The sequence below is a fragment of the Actinosynnema sp. NPDC002837 genome, assembly GCF_040295345.1.
Classification (GTDB): Bacteria; Actinomycetota; Actinomycetes; order Mycobacteriales; family Pseudonocardiaceae; genus Actinosynnema.
Map to the genome: position 1 here is coordinate 1 of NZ_JBEOVG010000017.1, position 14,323 is coordinate 14,323.

13 protein-coding genes are annotated in these 14,323 nt (G+C 70.9%); 11 read left to right on the top strand and 2 right to left on the bottom strand.

Features of this window, described 5'->3' with window-relative positions; genetic code table 11:
- Positions 1-119: 119 nt before the first annotated feature.
- Positions 120-947: a helix-turn-helix transcriptional regulator gene (locus ABTZ99_RS15155; protein WP_498772005.1), complete on the bottom strand. Its 828-nt coding sequence runs from the start codon at positions 945-947 to the stop codon at positions 120-122.
- A 108-nt stretch (positions 948-1,055) separates the two neighbouring features.
- Here ABTZ99_RS15155 and ABTZ99_RS15160 point away from each other — a divergent pair, with 108 nt between their 5' ends.
- The 9 genes from ABTZ99_RS15160 (at position 1,056) to glgB (ending at position 10,604) form a co-directional block, all read left to right on the top strand.
- Positions 1,056-1,580 carry an LLM class oxidoreductase gene (locus ABTZ99_RS15160; RefSeq protein WP_499611700.1) on the top strand — a complete coding sequence of 175 codons (525 nt, stop codon included), beginning with the start codon at positions 1,056-1,058 and terminating at the stop codon, positions 1,578-1,580.
- Positions 1,577-2,008 carry an ester cyclase gene (locus tag ABTZ99_RS15165; protein WP_498772007.1) on the top strand — a complete coding sequence of 144 codons (432 nt, stop codon included), beginning with the start codon at positions 1,577-1,579 and terminating at the stop codon, positions 2,006-2,008. The genes ABTZ99_RS15160 and ABTZ99_RS15165 overlap by 4 nt, the downstream gene beginning before the upstream one ends.
- Positions 2,005-2,322 (top strand): putative quinol monooxygenase, encoded by a 318-nt coding sequence (locus ABTZ99_RS15170; protein ID WP_499611701.1) that lies wholly within the window; start codon positions 2,005-2,007, stop codon positions 2,320-2,322. Before ABTZ99_RS15165 ends, ABTZ99_RS15170 begins: the two co-directional genes overlap by 4 nt.
- Positions 2,323-2,362: 40 nt before the next feature.
- Entirely contained in the window at positions 2,363-3,166 is an 804-nt protein-coding gene (locus tag ABTZ99_RS15175; RefSeq protein ID WP_499611704.1) for an SDR family NAD(P)-dependent oxidoreductase, read from the top strand.
- A gap of 78 nt (positions 3,167-3,244) precedes the next feature.
- Entirely contained in the window at positions 3,245-3,658 is a 414-nt protein-coding gene (locus tag ABTZ99_RS15180) for a VOC family protein (protein WP_230571704.1), read from the top strand.
- 181 nt (positions 3,659-3,839) lie between these two features.
- A complete protein-coding gene (locus ABTZ99_RS15185) occupies positions 3,840-5,807 on the top strand; it encodes a maltotransferase domain-containing protein (RefSeq protein WP_499611706.1) in 1,968 nt (655 codons plus the stop codon).
- Positions 5,807-7,531 (top strand): maltose alpha-D-glucosyltransferase, encoded by a 1,725-nt coding sequence (gene treS, locus ABTZ99_RS15190; protein ID WP_499611708.1) that lies wholly within the window; start codon positions 5,807-5,809, stop codon positions 7,529-7,531. The genes ABTZ99_RS15185 and treS overlap by 1 nt, the downstream gene beginning before the upstream one ends.
- Positions 7,528-8,838, top strand: coding sequence for a maltokinase N-terminal cap-like domain-containing protein (locus ABTZ99_RS15195; protein ID WP_498772018.1), 1,311 nt, complete (start codon positions 7,528-7,530; stop codon positions 8,836-8,838). Before treS ends, ABTZ99_RS15195 begins: the two co-directional genes overlap by 4 nt.
- A complete protein-coding gene (glgB, locus tag ABTZ99_RS15200) occupies positions 8,835-10,604 on the top strand; it encodes a 1,4-alpha-glucan branching protein GlgB (RefSeq protein WP_499611711.1) in 1,770 nt (589 codons plus the stop codon). Before ABTZ99_RS15195 ends, glgB begins: the two co-directional genes overlap by 4 nt.
- A 58-nt stretch (positions 10,605-10,662) precedes the next feature.
- On the opposite strand, the gene ABTZ99_RS15205 is transcribed toward glgB, so the two are convergent.
- Positions 10,663-12,108: an MFS transporter gene (locus ABTZ99_RS15205; RefSeq protein WP_498772022.1), complete on the bottom strand. Its 1,446-nt coding sequence runs from the start codon at positions 12,106-12,108 to the stop codon at positions 10,663-10,665.
- Positions 12,109-13,004: 896 nt separating this feature from the next.
- On the opposite strand from ABTZ99_RS15205, the gene ABTZ99_RS15210 reads away from it, so the two are divergent.
- Both ABTZ99_RS15210 and ABTZ99_RS15215 read left to right on the top strand, forming a co-directional pair.
- Complete coding sequence (locus ABTZ99_RS15210) at positions 13,005-13,841, top strand: helix-turn-helix domain-containing protein (protein WP_498772024.1); 837 nt, start codon at positions 13,005-13,007, stop codon at positions 13,839-13,841.
- A 252-nt stretch (positions 13,842-14,093) separates the two neighbouring features.
- Positions 14,094-14,315 (top strand): DUF397 domain-containing protein, encoded by a 222-nt coding sequence (locus ABTZ99_RS15215; protein ID WP_498772026.1) that lies wholly within the window; start codon positions 14,094-14,096, stop codon positions 14,313-14,315.
- Positions 14,316-14,323: the final 8 nt, after the last annotated feature.

Below are 14,323 nucleotides of genomic sequence, written 5' to 3' on the forward strand. Positions count from 1 at the left end.
GTGGACGAAGAGGCGGGCTGCGTCCCGTTCGTCGTCGTGTCGGCCGGCGGGGTGATGGTGATGACCGGCGTGCCGGCGGGCGGGGCGGCCCGTCCCCCACGGGCGCCCACCACCCCGTGTCAGTCGAAGCGGTCGAGCAGCGTCGCGATCCGGGCCGAGTCGACCGGGCCGACCGGGGTCTGGAGCACGACCGTCAGGGTCGGGTGCTCGACCAGGCGCAGGTGCAGCAGGTCGAGGTCGATGCGGCCGACCTTCGGGTGGTCGAGCCGGTTGACCTCGACGTCGAACTCCGCCACGGGGTAGGAGTCCCAGCGCTTGCCGAACTCCGGACTCGCCTCGCGCAACCGGTCCGCGATCTCGGCGTACCGCCGGTCGCCGCTGTTGCGCCCGGCCGCCGCGCGGAACTGGCCGAGCACGCTGCCCGCCGCGGACTCCCAGTCCACCAGCAGCGACCGCACGAGCGGGTCGGTGAAGATCAGCCACAGCAGGTTCCGCTCGGGCGGCTCGACGGTCGCCGGGTCGACCCACAGCACCGCCTGCGCCGCGTTCCACGCCAGGATGTCCAGCCGCTGGTCGAACACGTACGCGGGGTTGGGCATCAGGTTGTCCAGCACCCGCTGCACGAGCGCGGGCAGCTCGCCGTCCGGCGAACGCGGCTCGGCGGCGCGCAGCCCGGCCAGCTCGAAGATGTGGTCGCGGTCGTCGTCGTCCAGCCGCAACGCCGTCGCCAGCGCCTCGATCACCTGCCGGGACGACGGGATGTCGCGGCCCTGCTCGAGCCACGTGTACCAGGTCAGGCCGACGCCGGAGAGCTGCGCGACCTCTTCGCGGCGCAAGCCGGGCGTGCGCCGACGGCCGGCGGACGCCAGGCCGACGTCCTGCGGCTTGAGCCGTTCCCGGCGAGCGCGCAGGAACGCGCCCAGCTCACGCTTGCGGTGGTCGGTCATCGGGGTGTCTCCGCGGTCGGGCCGAGCTGGGTGGAACCCGGACATCGTATTCGCGCGCGGCGGTCGCACGGCCTGCTCAGCGCTCCCTTCCCACCATGGGGGATCGTCGTGACGCGGCTCCGCGCCGTCGACCCGCCGCCCGCGGTGGCCCTGTCCGCGTCGACCGCGGCGCCGACCGCGGGCCTCGCCGAACTCGCCGGGATCGCGTCGTCGGCCGGGGGAGCGGGCCACGAATCGCTGTGGGCGGGCGAACACCCGCCGTCGCGCGACCTGGCCGGCTCCGCTGACGCGCGCCCGCCGGACCCGCGACCCGTCGACCCGATCGTGCGCCTCTCCCGCCTCGCCGGGGTGGCCGGCCGGATCGGACGGGACGCCGGTGTTGTGATCCTGCCCCTACGTGATCCCGTAGCCCGAGCCGGGCAGCTCGCCCCGCCGGGCCGGCTCGCCGCGGGCGGGAGGGTGTCGGGGCACGGCGTGGGCCGCGTCGAGCCCACGTTCCGCGCGACCGACGTGCCGTCGGCCACCACGTCTGAGCGCAGTTGCCACAGTGGACCCGGGCTGATTGTCCGGCCCGGCGCCGCTCGGCAGGCTGGGTGGCGCACAGTCCACTCGGACCGGAGGAAAACCCAGTGACCACAACGGATCCGCTGCGGGTCGAGGAGCAGCACGTCCTCGCCATCCGCACGCTCAACGACGTCGTCAACGAGCGCCGATACGACGACATGGACGAGCTGTTCGCGCCCGGCTTCATCGACAACAACCCGGCGTGGAGCGTCCGCGACGTCGCCGAGCTCAAGGTGCTGCTGGCCGAGGCGCACGAGGCGATGGCGTTCACCTCGCACCACGACCTGATCTACCCGGCCGGCGACGACAAGGTCGTCATCCACATCACCTTCACCGGGCGGTTCGTCAAGGACTTCCTCGGTCAGCGCGCCACCGGTGAGCCGATCACCTGGACCAGCATCGAGGTCTTCCGGTTCGAGCACGGCCGGATCGCCGAGCGCTGGGTCCAGGCCGACACCGCGGGCCTGCTGCGCCAGCTCGGGGTGCCGCTGCCGTGACCACGTCCGTGAAGGGGATCACCATGCCCACGTTCCTGCTGCACATCACCGTCAAGCCCCAGCACCAGGGCGAGGCCCTGCGCACGCTCGCCGAGATCCAGCGGCTGTCCCTGCGGGACGAGGGCTGCGTGGACTTCACCTGGCTGCGCCACGAGGATGACGTGAACAAGTTCACGCTCTTCGAGCGCTGGGAGAGTCAGCAGCACCTGGACGACCACCTCGCCAAGATCATCCCGGTGTGGGAGCAGTTCGCGCCGTGCCTGGAGGGCGACCCCGTCTCCCAGAGCGTGCGCGCGGTCACCGAGCTGGCCTGACCGGCGGCCGGTCGCGAGTCGAACCGAAGGAGAAACACCGTTGAAGGACCGCACTTTCCTGGTCACCGGAGCCACGGACGGCCTCGGGCTCGACCTGGCCCGCAGGCTCGTCAAGACCGGGGCGACCGTGCTGATCCACGGCCGTGACGAGCAACGCCTCGCGAACGCGGCGCGTGACCTCGGTGGCGACGTGCGGACCTACCTGGCGGACTTCGCAGACTTCGACCAGGTCCGCGCCTTCGCCGCACGCCTCGCCGACGACGGCGCGCGGCCGGACGTGCTGATCAACAACGCCGGGATGGGCGCGGGACGCCGCGACGACCAGCGCCTGGAGGGCGCGGCGGGCCACGAGCTGAGGTTCACCGTGAACCACCTCGCCCCGTTCCTCCTCACCAGGCTGCTGCTGCCGCTGCTGGCACCCGCCGCGCGGATCGTCACCGTCGCGTCGGCCGGGCAGTCCCCGATCGACTTCGACGACGTGATGCTGCGCCGGGGTTACGAGCCGTTGCGCGCCTACCGGCAGAGCAAACTGGCCCAGATCGCGACCTGCTTCGAGCTGGCCGAGCGGCTCGACCCGGCGCAGGCCACCGTGAACAGCCTGCACCCGGCGTCCTTGATGGGCACCAAGATGGTCCACGAGACCTTCGGCTACACCATGAGCACCGTGGCGGAGGGCTCCGAGGCGACGTTGCGCCTCGCGCTCTCCGCCGACCTCGCCGGGATCACCGGGCGCTACTACGACGGCGTCCGCGAAGCCCGTGCCCACGCGCAGTGCTACGACCCGTCCGCGCGGCGGCGGCTGTGGCGGCTCAGCAGCGAGCTGGTCGGCCTGCCCCCGACCTGACGCCACCCGGACTGACGCCGCGCCGACCGACGTCACGCGGAACGGGTCGCCGACTGCCATCACCGAAAGGCGATCCCCATGAAGTGGTCCCACGTCGCGCTCAACTGCCGCGACCTGGCAGCGACCGAGGAGTTCTACACGCGCTGGTTCGGCTTCAAGCGCGCCCGTTACTTCGACCTCGGGGAGACGTCCATCGTCTTCCTGAAATCGGGTGAGGCGTACCTGGAGCTGTTCGGCGGCGCCGCGGTGGACGCGGCCGGCGCGCCCACGCTGGTGGAGCGCGACGGCCCGGACCACGTCGGCACGGTGCGCCACCTGGCGTTCCAGGTGGACGACGTGGACGCCCTGCTCGCGCAGATGGGCGAAGACGCGCAGGTCAACCTGGGGCCGATCGACTTCGACGGCTTCATCCCGGGCTGGCGAAGCGCGTGGCTGACCGACCCCGACGGCGTCGTGGTCGAGGTCAGCCAGGGCTACCGCGACGACCTGTAGGGCACCACCCACGAGACCCGGCCTCGACCTCGTCGAGCGCCGGGTCCCGTGCTTTCCGGGCTACTACGTCGAATTTTCCGAGTGGTCTCGCGTTGATGGTTCCGCGCGTAATCCCCAGTCATTCTCGAAAGACGTGGGCGAAGAGTTCCGAAAGCCCGCGGAAATCCGAGAGGTGGACCTGATGAAGGATGACGCGACGGTGGGGAGACTCGTCGTTGACGACGTCTACCCGGCGGTGTCGTCGGGTGCGCGGCCGGCCAAGGCCGTGGTCGGGCAGCACGTGCCGGTGCGGGCCGCGGTGTGGCGCGAGGGCCACGACGCGGTCGCCGCGACGGTGCGCTGGCGCGGCCCGGACGGCGCCTGGCAGAGCACCCGGATGCGGGTGGACGACGCGGGCGCGGACCGCTGGGCCGCGGTGATCGTGCCGGACGCCGTGGGGGAGTGGGAGTTCCGGGTCGACGCGTGGTCGGACCCGTGGTCGACCTGGCTGCACGCGATCCGCGCCAAGACCGGCGCCGGGCAGGGCGCGACCGACCTGGCCAACGACCTGGAGCTCGGCGCACGGCTGCTGGAGCGCGCGGCGCTCGACGAGGACGCGAACGGCGTGCTGCTGCGCTCCGCCGCGGCCCGGCTGCGCTCCGGCGCGCTGCCGCTGGCGGACCGGCTGGCCGCCGCGCTCGACGAGGCCGTGCTCGCCGAGCTGCACGAGCACCCGGTGCGCGACCTGGTCACCGAGGGCGTGCCGCACCGGCTGTGGGTGGACCGGCCGAAGGCCGCGTTCGGCTCCTGGTACGAGTTCTTCCCCCGCTCCACCGGCGGCGTGGACGCGCAGGGACGGCCGGTGCACGGCACGTTCCGCACCGCGGCCGAGGAGCTGGACCGGGTCGCCGCGATGGGCTTCGACGTGGTGTACCTGCCCCCGATCCACCCGATCGGCGAGGTCAACCGCAAGGGCAAGGACAACGCGCTCGTCGCGCTGGAGGGCGACGTCGGCTCGCCGTGGGCGATCGGCTCCGTCCACGGTGGACATGACGCCATCCACCCGGAGCTGGGCACGTTCGCCGACTTCGACGCGTTCGTGGCGCGGGCCGCCGAACTGGGCATCGAGGTGGCGCTCGACCTGGCGCTGCAGTGCGCGCCGGACCACCCGTGGGTCGGGCAGCACCCCGACTGGTTCACCCGCCTGCCCGACGGCAGCGTGGCGTTCGCGGAGAACCCGCCCAAGAAGTACCAGGACATCTACCCGCTGAACTTCGACGACGACCCCAAGGGCCTGTACGCGGAGGTCCTGCGCGTGGTGCACCTCTGGATCGACCACGGGGTGCGGATCTTCCGGGTCGACAACCCGCACACCAAGCCGCCGGACTTCTGGGCGTGGCTGATCGAGGAGGTGCACCGGGACCGGCCGGACGTGCTGTTCCTGGCCGAGGCGTTCACCCGGCCCGCGCGCCTGTACGGCCTGGCCCGCCTCGGTTTCACGCAGTCCTACACGTACTTCACCTGGCGCGAGGACAAGGCGGAGCTGGAGGGCTTCGGCAAGGAGCTGGCCGCGCACGCGCACGAGGCCAGGCCGAACCTGTTCGTCAACACGCCCGACATCCTGCCCAGGCACCTGCAGGAGGGCGGACCGGCGATGTTCGCCATCCGCGCCGCGCTGGCCGCGCTGCTCTCGCCGACGTGGGGCGTGTACTCCGGTTTCGAGCTCTACGAGAACGAGGCGGCCACGCCCGGCGGCGAGGAGTACCGGCACTCCGAGAAGTACGAGCTGCGCCCGCGCGACTACGCCGCCGCACGGGCCAGTGGCGCGTCCCTGGAGCCGTGGCTGACGCTGCTCAACCGCGTCCGCCGCGCGCACCCCGCGCTGTGGTCGCTGGACGGCTTGGCATTCCACGCCGTCGACAACCCCGCGCTGCTGGCGTTCTCCAAGCGCGACCCCGCGACCGGCGACACCGTGCTGGCCGTGGTGACCCTCGACCCCGACCGACCGCAGGAGGGCACGTTGACCCCCGACCTCGCCGCCCTCGGCGTGCCGCCCGCGTTCACCGCGCACGACGAGGTGACCGGCCGGACGTGGGAGTGGGGCCCGAGCAACTACGTGCGCCTCGACCCCGTCCGCGCCGTCGCGCACATCGTGGCGGTGAGGGCCTGATGCCGCGCCGCCTGCTGCCCAGCGGCGAGGCGCCGCCCGCCGCCACGCCCATCGGGGTCGAGCCCGAGTGGTACAAGTCCGCGGTCTTCTACGAGGTGCTCGTCCGCGCGTTCCACGACGCCGACGGCAACGGCTCGGGCGACCTGCGCGGGCTGGCCGACCACCTGGACTACCTCGCGTGGCTCGGCGTGGACTGCCTGTGGCTGCCGCCGTTCTACGACTCGCCGCTGCGCGACGGCGGGTACGACATCCGCGACTTCCGCGCGCTGCTGGCGGAGTTCGGCACGATCGAGGACTTCGTGCACCTGCTGGACGAGGCGCACAAGCGGGGCATCCGGGTCATCACCGACCTGGTGCTCAACCACACGTCCGACTCGCACCACTGGTTCCAGGAGTCGCGCCGCGACCCCAACGGGCCGTACGGCGACTTCTACGTGTGGAGCGACGACGACTCCAAGTACGCCGACGCGCGCATCATCTTCGTGGACACCGAGACGTCGAACTGGACCTACGACCCGGTGCGCGGCCAGTTCTACTGGCACCGGTTCTTCAGCCACCAGCCCGACCTCAACTACGACAACCCGGCCGTGCAGGAGGCGATGCTCGACGTCCTGCGGTTCTGGCTCGACCTCGGCATCGACGGGTTCCGGCTGGACGCGGTGCCGTACCTGTTCGAGCGCGAGGGCACCAACTGCGAGAACCTGCCGGAGACGCACGAGTTCCTGCGGTTGTGCCGCAAGGTCGTCGACGACGAGTACCCGGGGCGCGTGCTGCTGGCCGAGGCCAACCAGTGGCCGTCGGACGTCGTGCACTACTTCGGCGACCAGAGCGTCGGCGGCGACGAGTGCCACATGGCGTTCCACTTCCCGTTGATGCCGCGCATCTTCATGGCCGTGCGGCAGGAGTCGCGGGTGCCGATCTCCGAGGTCCTGGCGGCCACGCCGGAGATCCCGGCCGGCGCCCAGTGGGGCATCTTCCTGCGCAACCACGACGAGCTGACGCTGGAGATGGTCACGGACGAGGAACGTGACTACATGTACGCCGAGTACGCCAAGGACCCCCGGATGAAGGCCAACATCGGCATCCGGCGGCGCCTGGCACCGTTGCTGGACAACGACCGCAACCAGCTGGAGCTGTTCACCGCGATGCTGCTGTCGCTGCCCGGGTCGCCGGTGCTGTACTACGGCGACGAGATCGGGATGGGCGACAACATCTGGCTCGGCGACCGGGACGGCGTGCGCACGCCGATGCAGTGGACGCCCGACCGCAACGGCGGGTTCAGCGCCGGCGACCCGGGCCGGCTCTACCTGCCGGTCATCTCCGACCCGGTCTACGGCTACCAGAGCCTGAACGTGGAAGCGCAGATCGACAGCCCCGGCTCGCTGCTGCGCTGGACCAAGCGGATGATCGACGTCCGCCGCGGGCACCGCGCGTTCGGCCTCGGCGGGTTCCGCGAGCTGCCCTCGGGCAACGCCGCCGTGATGACCTACCTGCGCGAGCACGTCGCCGAGGACGGCCGCCTGGACATCGTGCTGTGCGTGAACAACCTGTCCCGCCACCCGCAGGCCGTCGAGCTGGACCTGCGGGAGTTCCAGGGGCACGAGCTGACCGAGCTGACCGGGGGCGTGGAGTTCCCGGTGATCGGCGCGGCCCCGTACCAGATCACCCTGCCCGGTCACGGTTTCTACTGGTTCGCCGTCCACCTGGAGGTGCCTTCGCGATGACCACCGCCATCACGGGTCTGCCCGGCTTGGCCGACTGGCTGCCGCGACAGCGGTGGTTCCCCGCCGAGGACGCGGGAGAGGTGACCGTCGAGCGGGTCGAGCCCTTCGCGGACGGGCCGGTGCGCGGGGTGATCGCCGTCGTCGGCACCGCGCACGGCCGCTTCCACGTGCCCGTCGGCATCCGCGCCGACCTGCCTGCGGGCCTGGCCGACGCGGTGATCGGAGCCGTCGACGGCGAGGTGCACTACGACGCGCTCGCCGACCCGGAGCTGGTGACGCGGCTGTACGAGCTGGTGGCCCAGGCCGGGACGACCGGCGCGGTGGCGTTCCGGCCCGAGCTGGGCGTGGACCTGCCGGAACGCGCGGGCGACGTGCGGCCGATGGGCGTGGAGCAGTCCAACACCTCTCTGGTGATCGGCCGGCACAGCGTGCTCAAGGCGTTCCGGCGGGTGTGGCCGGGCGAGAACCCCGACCTCACGCTGCACCGGGTGCTGCGCGACAGCCTGTACGTGCCGCGCCTGCTCGGCTCGATCACGTTGGACGGCACGGACACGCTGGGGCTGGTCGAGTCCTTCGTGGACGGCGCCGTCGAGGGGTGGGAGGCCGCGCGCGCCGACCTGGGGCACACGCTCACCGGCACGCCCCGCGAGCTGGACCTGGTCGGCGAGCTGGGACGGCTGGGCGTCGCCGTCGCCGCCGTGCACGCCGACCTGGGTCGCGCGCTCGGCGCCGCGCCCGCCGACCACGAGGCGCTGGCCGACCGGTTCCTGACCCGGCTGGCCGAGACGCTGGAGGTCGCGCCGACGCTGCGGCCCTACGCGGCGGCGTTGCGGGTGGCGTTGGGCGACCGCGTCCGCGCGGCGGAGCCCGGTGAGGTGCAGCGCGTGCACGGCGACCTGCACCTGGGCCAGGTGCTGCGCGGCAACGGCCGCTGGGTGCTGCTGGACTTCGAGGGCGAGCCGTCCGCGCCACCCGCCGAACGGGCCCGTCCCGACTCGCCGTTGCGCGACGTGGCCGGGATGTTGCGGTCGCTGGACTACGTGGCCGGGCACCACCGGCTCACCGCGACCTACTGGTCGGTGGAGGACGAGCGCCGCAGCCGGCACTGGGTGCGCGACGCCCAGCGCGCGTTCCTCGCCGGGTACGCCAGCGAGTCGGGCCTCGACCTGCGGGCCGCGTCCACCGTGCTGCGGGCCTATCAGCTGGACAAGGCGCTGTACGAGGTGCGGTACGAGGCGGCGAACCGGCCGGGCTGGCTGCCGGTGCCGTTGCGGGCCGTGCGCGAGCTGGTCGGCGGGTCGTCGTGACCGCCGTCGTCACGCCGGCGCTCGCCGACCTGGACCGCCACCTGATCGCCGAGGGGCGGCACGAGCGGCTGTGGGAGGTGCTGGGCGCGCACGTCGTGGACGACGGCGTGCGCTTCGCCCTCTGGGCGCCCGGCGCGCGTGCGGTGCGGGTGACCGGCGAGTGGGGCTCGTCGGAGCTGGTGTGCGACCCGCTGATCCCCGTCTGGCAGGCCGTGGTGCCGCGGGCGCGGGAGGGGCACCGCTACCGGTTCCGCATCCTGGGCGAGGACGGCGTGTGGCGGGACAAGGCCGACCCGCTGGCGTTCCGCACCGCGCCGCCGCCCGCGACCGAGTCGGTGGTGGCGCGGTCGCGGCACGTGTGGTCGGACGGCGGGTGGCGGCACCGGCCGGACCGGATCAGCGTGTACGAGGTGCACCTCGGGTCGTGGAGGGCCGGCCTGGGTTACCGGGAGGCGGCCGAACGGCTCGCCGACCACGTGGTCCGGCTCGGGTTCACGCACGTGGAGCTGCTGCCGTTGGCCGAGCACCCGTACGGCGGCTCGTGGGGCTACCAGGTGACGTCGTACTACGCGCCCACGGCGCGCCACGGCAGCCCGGACGACCTGCGGCACTTGGTGGACGTGCTGCACCGCCGCGGCATCGGCGTGATCCTGGACTGGGTGCCCGCCCACTTCCCCAAGGACGACTGGGCGTTGGGGCGCTTGACCGGCGTGCCGGTGTACGAGCACCCCGACCCGCGCCGGGGCGAGCACCCCGACTGGGGCACGTACGTGTTCGACTTCGGTCGGCCCGAGGTGCGCAACTTCCTGGTGTCCAACGCGTTGTACTGGCTCGAGGAGTTCCACGTGGACGGCCTGCGGGTGGACGCGGTGTCGTCGATGCTCTACCGCGACTACTCGCGCGGGCCGGGTGAGTGGGAGCCGAACGAGCTGGGTGGCAACGAGAACCTGGAGGCGGTGGCGTTCCTGCGGGAGCTGACCGCGACCGTGGGTCGGCTGCACCCGGACGCGCTGCTGATCGCCGAGGAGTCCACCACCTGGCCGGGTGTCACCTCGCCGTCCGGCCTGGGGTTCGACCGCAAGTGGAACCTCGGCTGGATGCACGACACGCTGCGGTACTTCCGCGACGGCGACTACGAGCGGCTGAAGCTGCCCGTGTCCTACGCCTGGGGCGAGCGCTACCTGCTGCCCCTGTCGCACGACGAGGTCGTGCACGGCAAGGGCTCGCTGATCGCCAAGACCGGTGGCGCGGCGGGGTTGCGGGTGCTGCTCGCGCACCTGTGGGCGCACCCCGGCGGCCAGGTGCTGTTCATGGGTGGTGAGCTGGGTCAGCCGCAGGAGTGGGCGGATCACCTCGAGCTGCCGTGGGACCTGCTGGACGATCCCGTGCACGCTGGCGTGGCGCGGCTGGTCGCGGCGCTGAACCGGGTGCAGGCGCTGCACCCCGCGCTGTACCGGGGTGACGACCGGCCGGACGGCTTCGAGTGGCTGGTCGACGACGACCCGGCACGCGCCGTGGTGGCGTTCGGGCGGCGTGCGCCCGGTGCGCCCGACGTGGTGTGCGTGGCGAACTTCGGCGTGGCCAGGGAGGGCTTCCGGCTGCCGTTGCCGTCGTCCGGGGTGTGGCGGGTGCTGCTGCACACCGAGGCCGTCGAGTTCGGCGGCGCCGGTGCGCCCGAGGCGGTCGTGGCCGTGCCGGAGGACGGGCGCGCGGTGGCGGAACTGGCGTTGCCCGCCCGTGCCGCGGTCTGGCTCACCCGCTTCTGAGCACGCGAGAAGGCTCGTAGGACCGGCACGTCCTACGAGCCTTTTCGCGTGCTCCGGGTCAGTTCGCCCGGCGGCGGTCGGCGAGCGCGGCGAACAGCCCGGCCGCGACGGCGAGCAGACCGCACAGCAGCAACGAGAACCGGTAGCCGGACAGCAGGGCCGCCGCCGGCGCTTCGGCCACGGACGCGCCCGCCGGCAGCTCACCGGCCGTGCGGCTCACCGCGATGGCGGCGAACAGCGCGACACCGAGCGCGGAACCGAGCTGCTGGGAGGTGTTGAACAGACCGCCGGCCAGTCCCTGCCGGTCGTCGGGCACGCCCGCCGTCGCGGAGATGATGATCATCACGACCGCGGTGATGTTGCCGAACCCGACCAGGGCCGTGCCGACGAGCACCGCGACCAGCCCCGCCGCGCCGGAGGGCAGCGCGGCCATCACCAGCGACCCGACCGCCTGCGCGGCGACGCCGAGGACCATCGCGGCCCGTGAGCCGATCTTCGCCGCGATCCGGCCCGCGGTGAACCCGGCGAGCATGGCGGTGAGGCCGAGCACGGAGAACGTCAACCCCGTGCGCAACGGCGTGTACCGCTCGATCACCTGGAGGTACAGCGTGACGATGTAGGTCGAGCCGACGAACGCCCCGATCAGCACCAGGTTCGTCACGTTGGCCACCACCAGGGCGCGCAGCCGGAAGATGCTCATCGGGACCAGCGGGTGCGGCGCCTTGTTCTCGATGAGCACGAACGCCACCAGCAGCACGGCGGACAGGCCGAACGCGGTCAACGTCGTCGCGCCGAGCCAGCCGTGGGTGTGCGCCACCGACAGCCCGTAGACGAGGCTGATCAACGCCACCGTGACCGTGACCGCGCCGGGCAGGTCGAGCTTCGTGCGGGTGGCGGGCCGGGCGACCTCGGTGAGGAACACGACCGCCGCGACGCCGGTGACGACGCCGATGGGCACGTTGATGAAGAACACCCACCGCCAGTTCAGCAGGTCGGTCAGCACACCGCCCGCGATGACACCGCACACGAACCCCAACGACAGCACCGCGCCCCACACGCCCAGCGCGCGGTTGCGGGCCGGGCCTTCGGGGAACGAGGTCGTCAACAACGCCAGGGCCGCCGGCGCCACGAACGCCGCCGCCAAGCCCTGGACGCCGCGCAACACGACCAGTTGCGCGGCGTCCTGTGCGAGCCCGGCGAACAGCGAGGCGAGGCCGAACACCAACAACCCGACGATGAACAGCCGCCGCTGCCCGTGCAGGTCGGCGACCCGCCCGCCGAGCAACAGGCACCCGCCGAAGGTCAGGGCGTAGGCGCTGACCACCCACTGCAGGTCGTTGACGGAGAAGCCGAGGTCGGTCTGGATGGTCGGCAGCGCCACGTTGGTGATGGAGAAGTCGAGGACGATCATGAACTGCGCGGCGCACAACAACAGCAGGACGAGCCCACCGCGCGCCCCACCGCCGACCGGTCGCCCGGCCCGCGTTTCAGCTGTACTGGACAACGTCGAACTCCCTAGGACGAGGGGAAAAGCGGATTGCGCCTCCACTGTCCTCAAGGGAGGGGAACCGATCCAGGGCAAGGCCCTTTCGAGCGGGAAATGCGCGCGGCTATGGGTAGTTAACGTACTGGGGCGCGCCATGAACGACCGTTTGCGATCGGTCCGACAGGCTCGTGCCACCAAGGCCGGTTCGCGCCCGATCCCGCTCCGCCGCGGTCACCCCTGAGGGCTGGGGGACGACGACGAACCGCGTGGGGTTCTGTGTGGCGTCAACTACCGCGTGCCACTGGCGACCTGGTCGGCGGCGTTGCGTGCACACGACGAGTGCTGTGGCGCACTCTGATCCGCGCCGGATTGGATCGGCCCTTCGACGACCCGTTCTCCACCATCGGTGCGGCGGGCACGATGTCGTGTGCGTCCGAGTTCGTCGTAATTCCCCTCTGTGTGGAATAGACCAATGCCTGTCTTGATACGAACCACATTCGAAGTGTCTATGGGCCGCTGGGGCGACTGGCGCCTATAGCGGAGAGTGGTCGTCCATTGGTTGTCGGCCGCGCTTCGCTTCCGCCGCTCAGGTCGCGGGCGCGTCATTCCACGTGACGGTGGTCGAGGAATCCGCTGCTAGTGGCGATCTTGCGCAACCTGTGGCCTGCATCCTTTCGTGACCGCCCGAAAGGCGAGCGGGAGGTGCCCGACTGTTACGCAGCGTGTTCATGCGGCTCCGGTTGGCTCAGGTGGGTGCTGCACAGCCAGGTAGGTCCTTTTACAGGACTATGCGGTAAGTAATCCTTCATCGTGGAACCTGTAACGCGGCCCCTATCACTCTGCGATGCTCCATGTGACATGTGGCAGAATGCCACCAGCTAACGGAGGGCAGCATGAGTCAAGGTGACACTCCCATGGTCCACCAGCGGCGTCTTCGGTCTGAGCTGCGTCGACTGCGTGAACGCGTTGGACTGACCCAGAAGGATGCCGCTGAGCGGCTGGACTGGTCCGTGTCGAAGGTCATTCGCATCGAGAACGGCGCCACTAACGTCGGGATAACCGACTTGCGCGCCTTACTGTTGCTTTACGGGGTGGAGGACCAGGCCAAGGTCGACTCTCTGGTGTCGGAGGCCAGGGCGAGCCGTCAGCGGGCCTGGTGGAAAGAGTACCGATCGCTTGTCGAGCCTCAGTTCTACAGTTTCATCGGCTATGAGGCATCGGCTGTCCGCATCTCCCAGTACCAGTCCCTCACCATGCCCGGACTGCTGCAGACGGCGGATTACACAAGGGTCCTCACCGGTGCGTTCGGATACGACGAAGAGGCTGTCGACCTCGGCGTCAAAATTCGATCGCAGCGGCAAGGCATTGTCGGTCCGGGTGGCCCTGACCTGGTCTTCATCTTGGACGAGGCGGTGCTTCGCCGTCGTGTCGGCAGCGTCGACGTGATGCGTGGTCAATATCAACGACTCATCGATGCGGCCCAGTTGTCGAACGTTTCCATCAGGCTCCTTCCGTTCGATGTGGCCGGCGGTCACCTGGGCTTGAAGGGGTCTTTTTCGATCCTGGACCTCGGTGAGCTCGAGGATGGCAAGATCCTCGTCCTGGAGGAGCCTTTGAGGGATGTGCTCGTCCGGGACAACCGGGACGAGGTGGAGAAATACTTGAATGCCTTCACCATGCTGGACGAGGTGGCGACCCCGAAGGGGCAGACCGTCGAATTCATCGGGGAGCTCAAGGATGAGCTGAAATAGTCGAGTGGTGTTCCGGTCGGCCGCGCGACGTCTCGGCCCGGTTGGTCGGATGTGCGCAATAATGCGGTCTGAGTGGGCATTCGGGCGCAGCGTCGAGCGCTGTGCGTAGATACCCCGGTACGTCTATCGGCGGTTTTGGCGAACCGTCTTCCGCGACTAGCTTCGTGGTGGTGCCTGAGGGCGCGCTCGTTACGGCACATCCACTGTGGGGGCAGGTGCCGGACGGGGTGAAGTCGGTGCGAAGGGGGCTGCGTGGAGCGAACGGGCGGGACCGTGGTGGTCGAGGTGGACTCCACGGGCAGGGTCTGGGTGAAGAGTTCGGCCAGTGGCGGCAACATCAACAGCGCTTGTGTCGAAATCGCGGTGCGCGACAGTCGCATCGCCGTCAGGAGCTCGCGCAACCGCGGCGGGGAGCGCTTGAGCTTCACCGGATCCTCGTGGTTGTCCTTCCTCTCCGACCTCAAGAGCGCATGAAGCACATC

Bases quoted from the DNA above. Each gene is read 5' to 3' on its own strand.
- ABTZ99_RS15155 (WP_498772005.1), bottom strand. From the start codon at position 947: ATGACCGACCACCGCAAGCGTGAGCTGGGCGCGTTCCTGCGCGCTCGC.
- ABTZ99_RS15180 (WP_230571704.1), top strand. From the start codon at position 3,245: ATGAAGTGGTCCCACGTCGCGCTCAACTGCCGCGACCTGGCAGCGACC.
- ABTZ99_RS15185 (WP_499611706.1), top strand. From the start codon at position 3,840: ATGAAGGATGACGCGACGGTGGGGAGACTCGTCGTTGACGACGTCTAC.
- treS (WP_499611708.1), top strand. From the start codon at position 5,807: ATGCCGCGCCGCCTGCTGCCCAGCGGCGAGGCGCCGCCCGCCGCCACG.
- ABTZ99_RS15195 (WP_498772018.1), top strand. From the start codon at position 7,528: ATGACCACCGCCATCACGGGTCTGCCCGGCTTGGCCGACTGGCTGCCG.
- ABTZ99_RS15210 (WP_498772024.1), top strand. From the start codon at position 13,005: ATGGTCCACCAGCGGCGTCTTCGGTCTGAGCTGCGTCGACTGCGTGAA.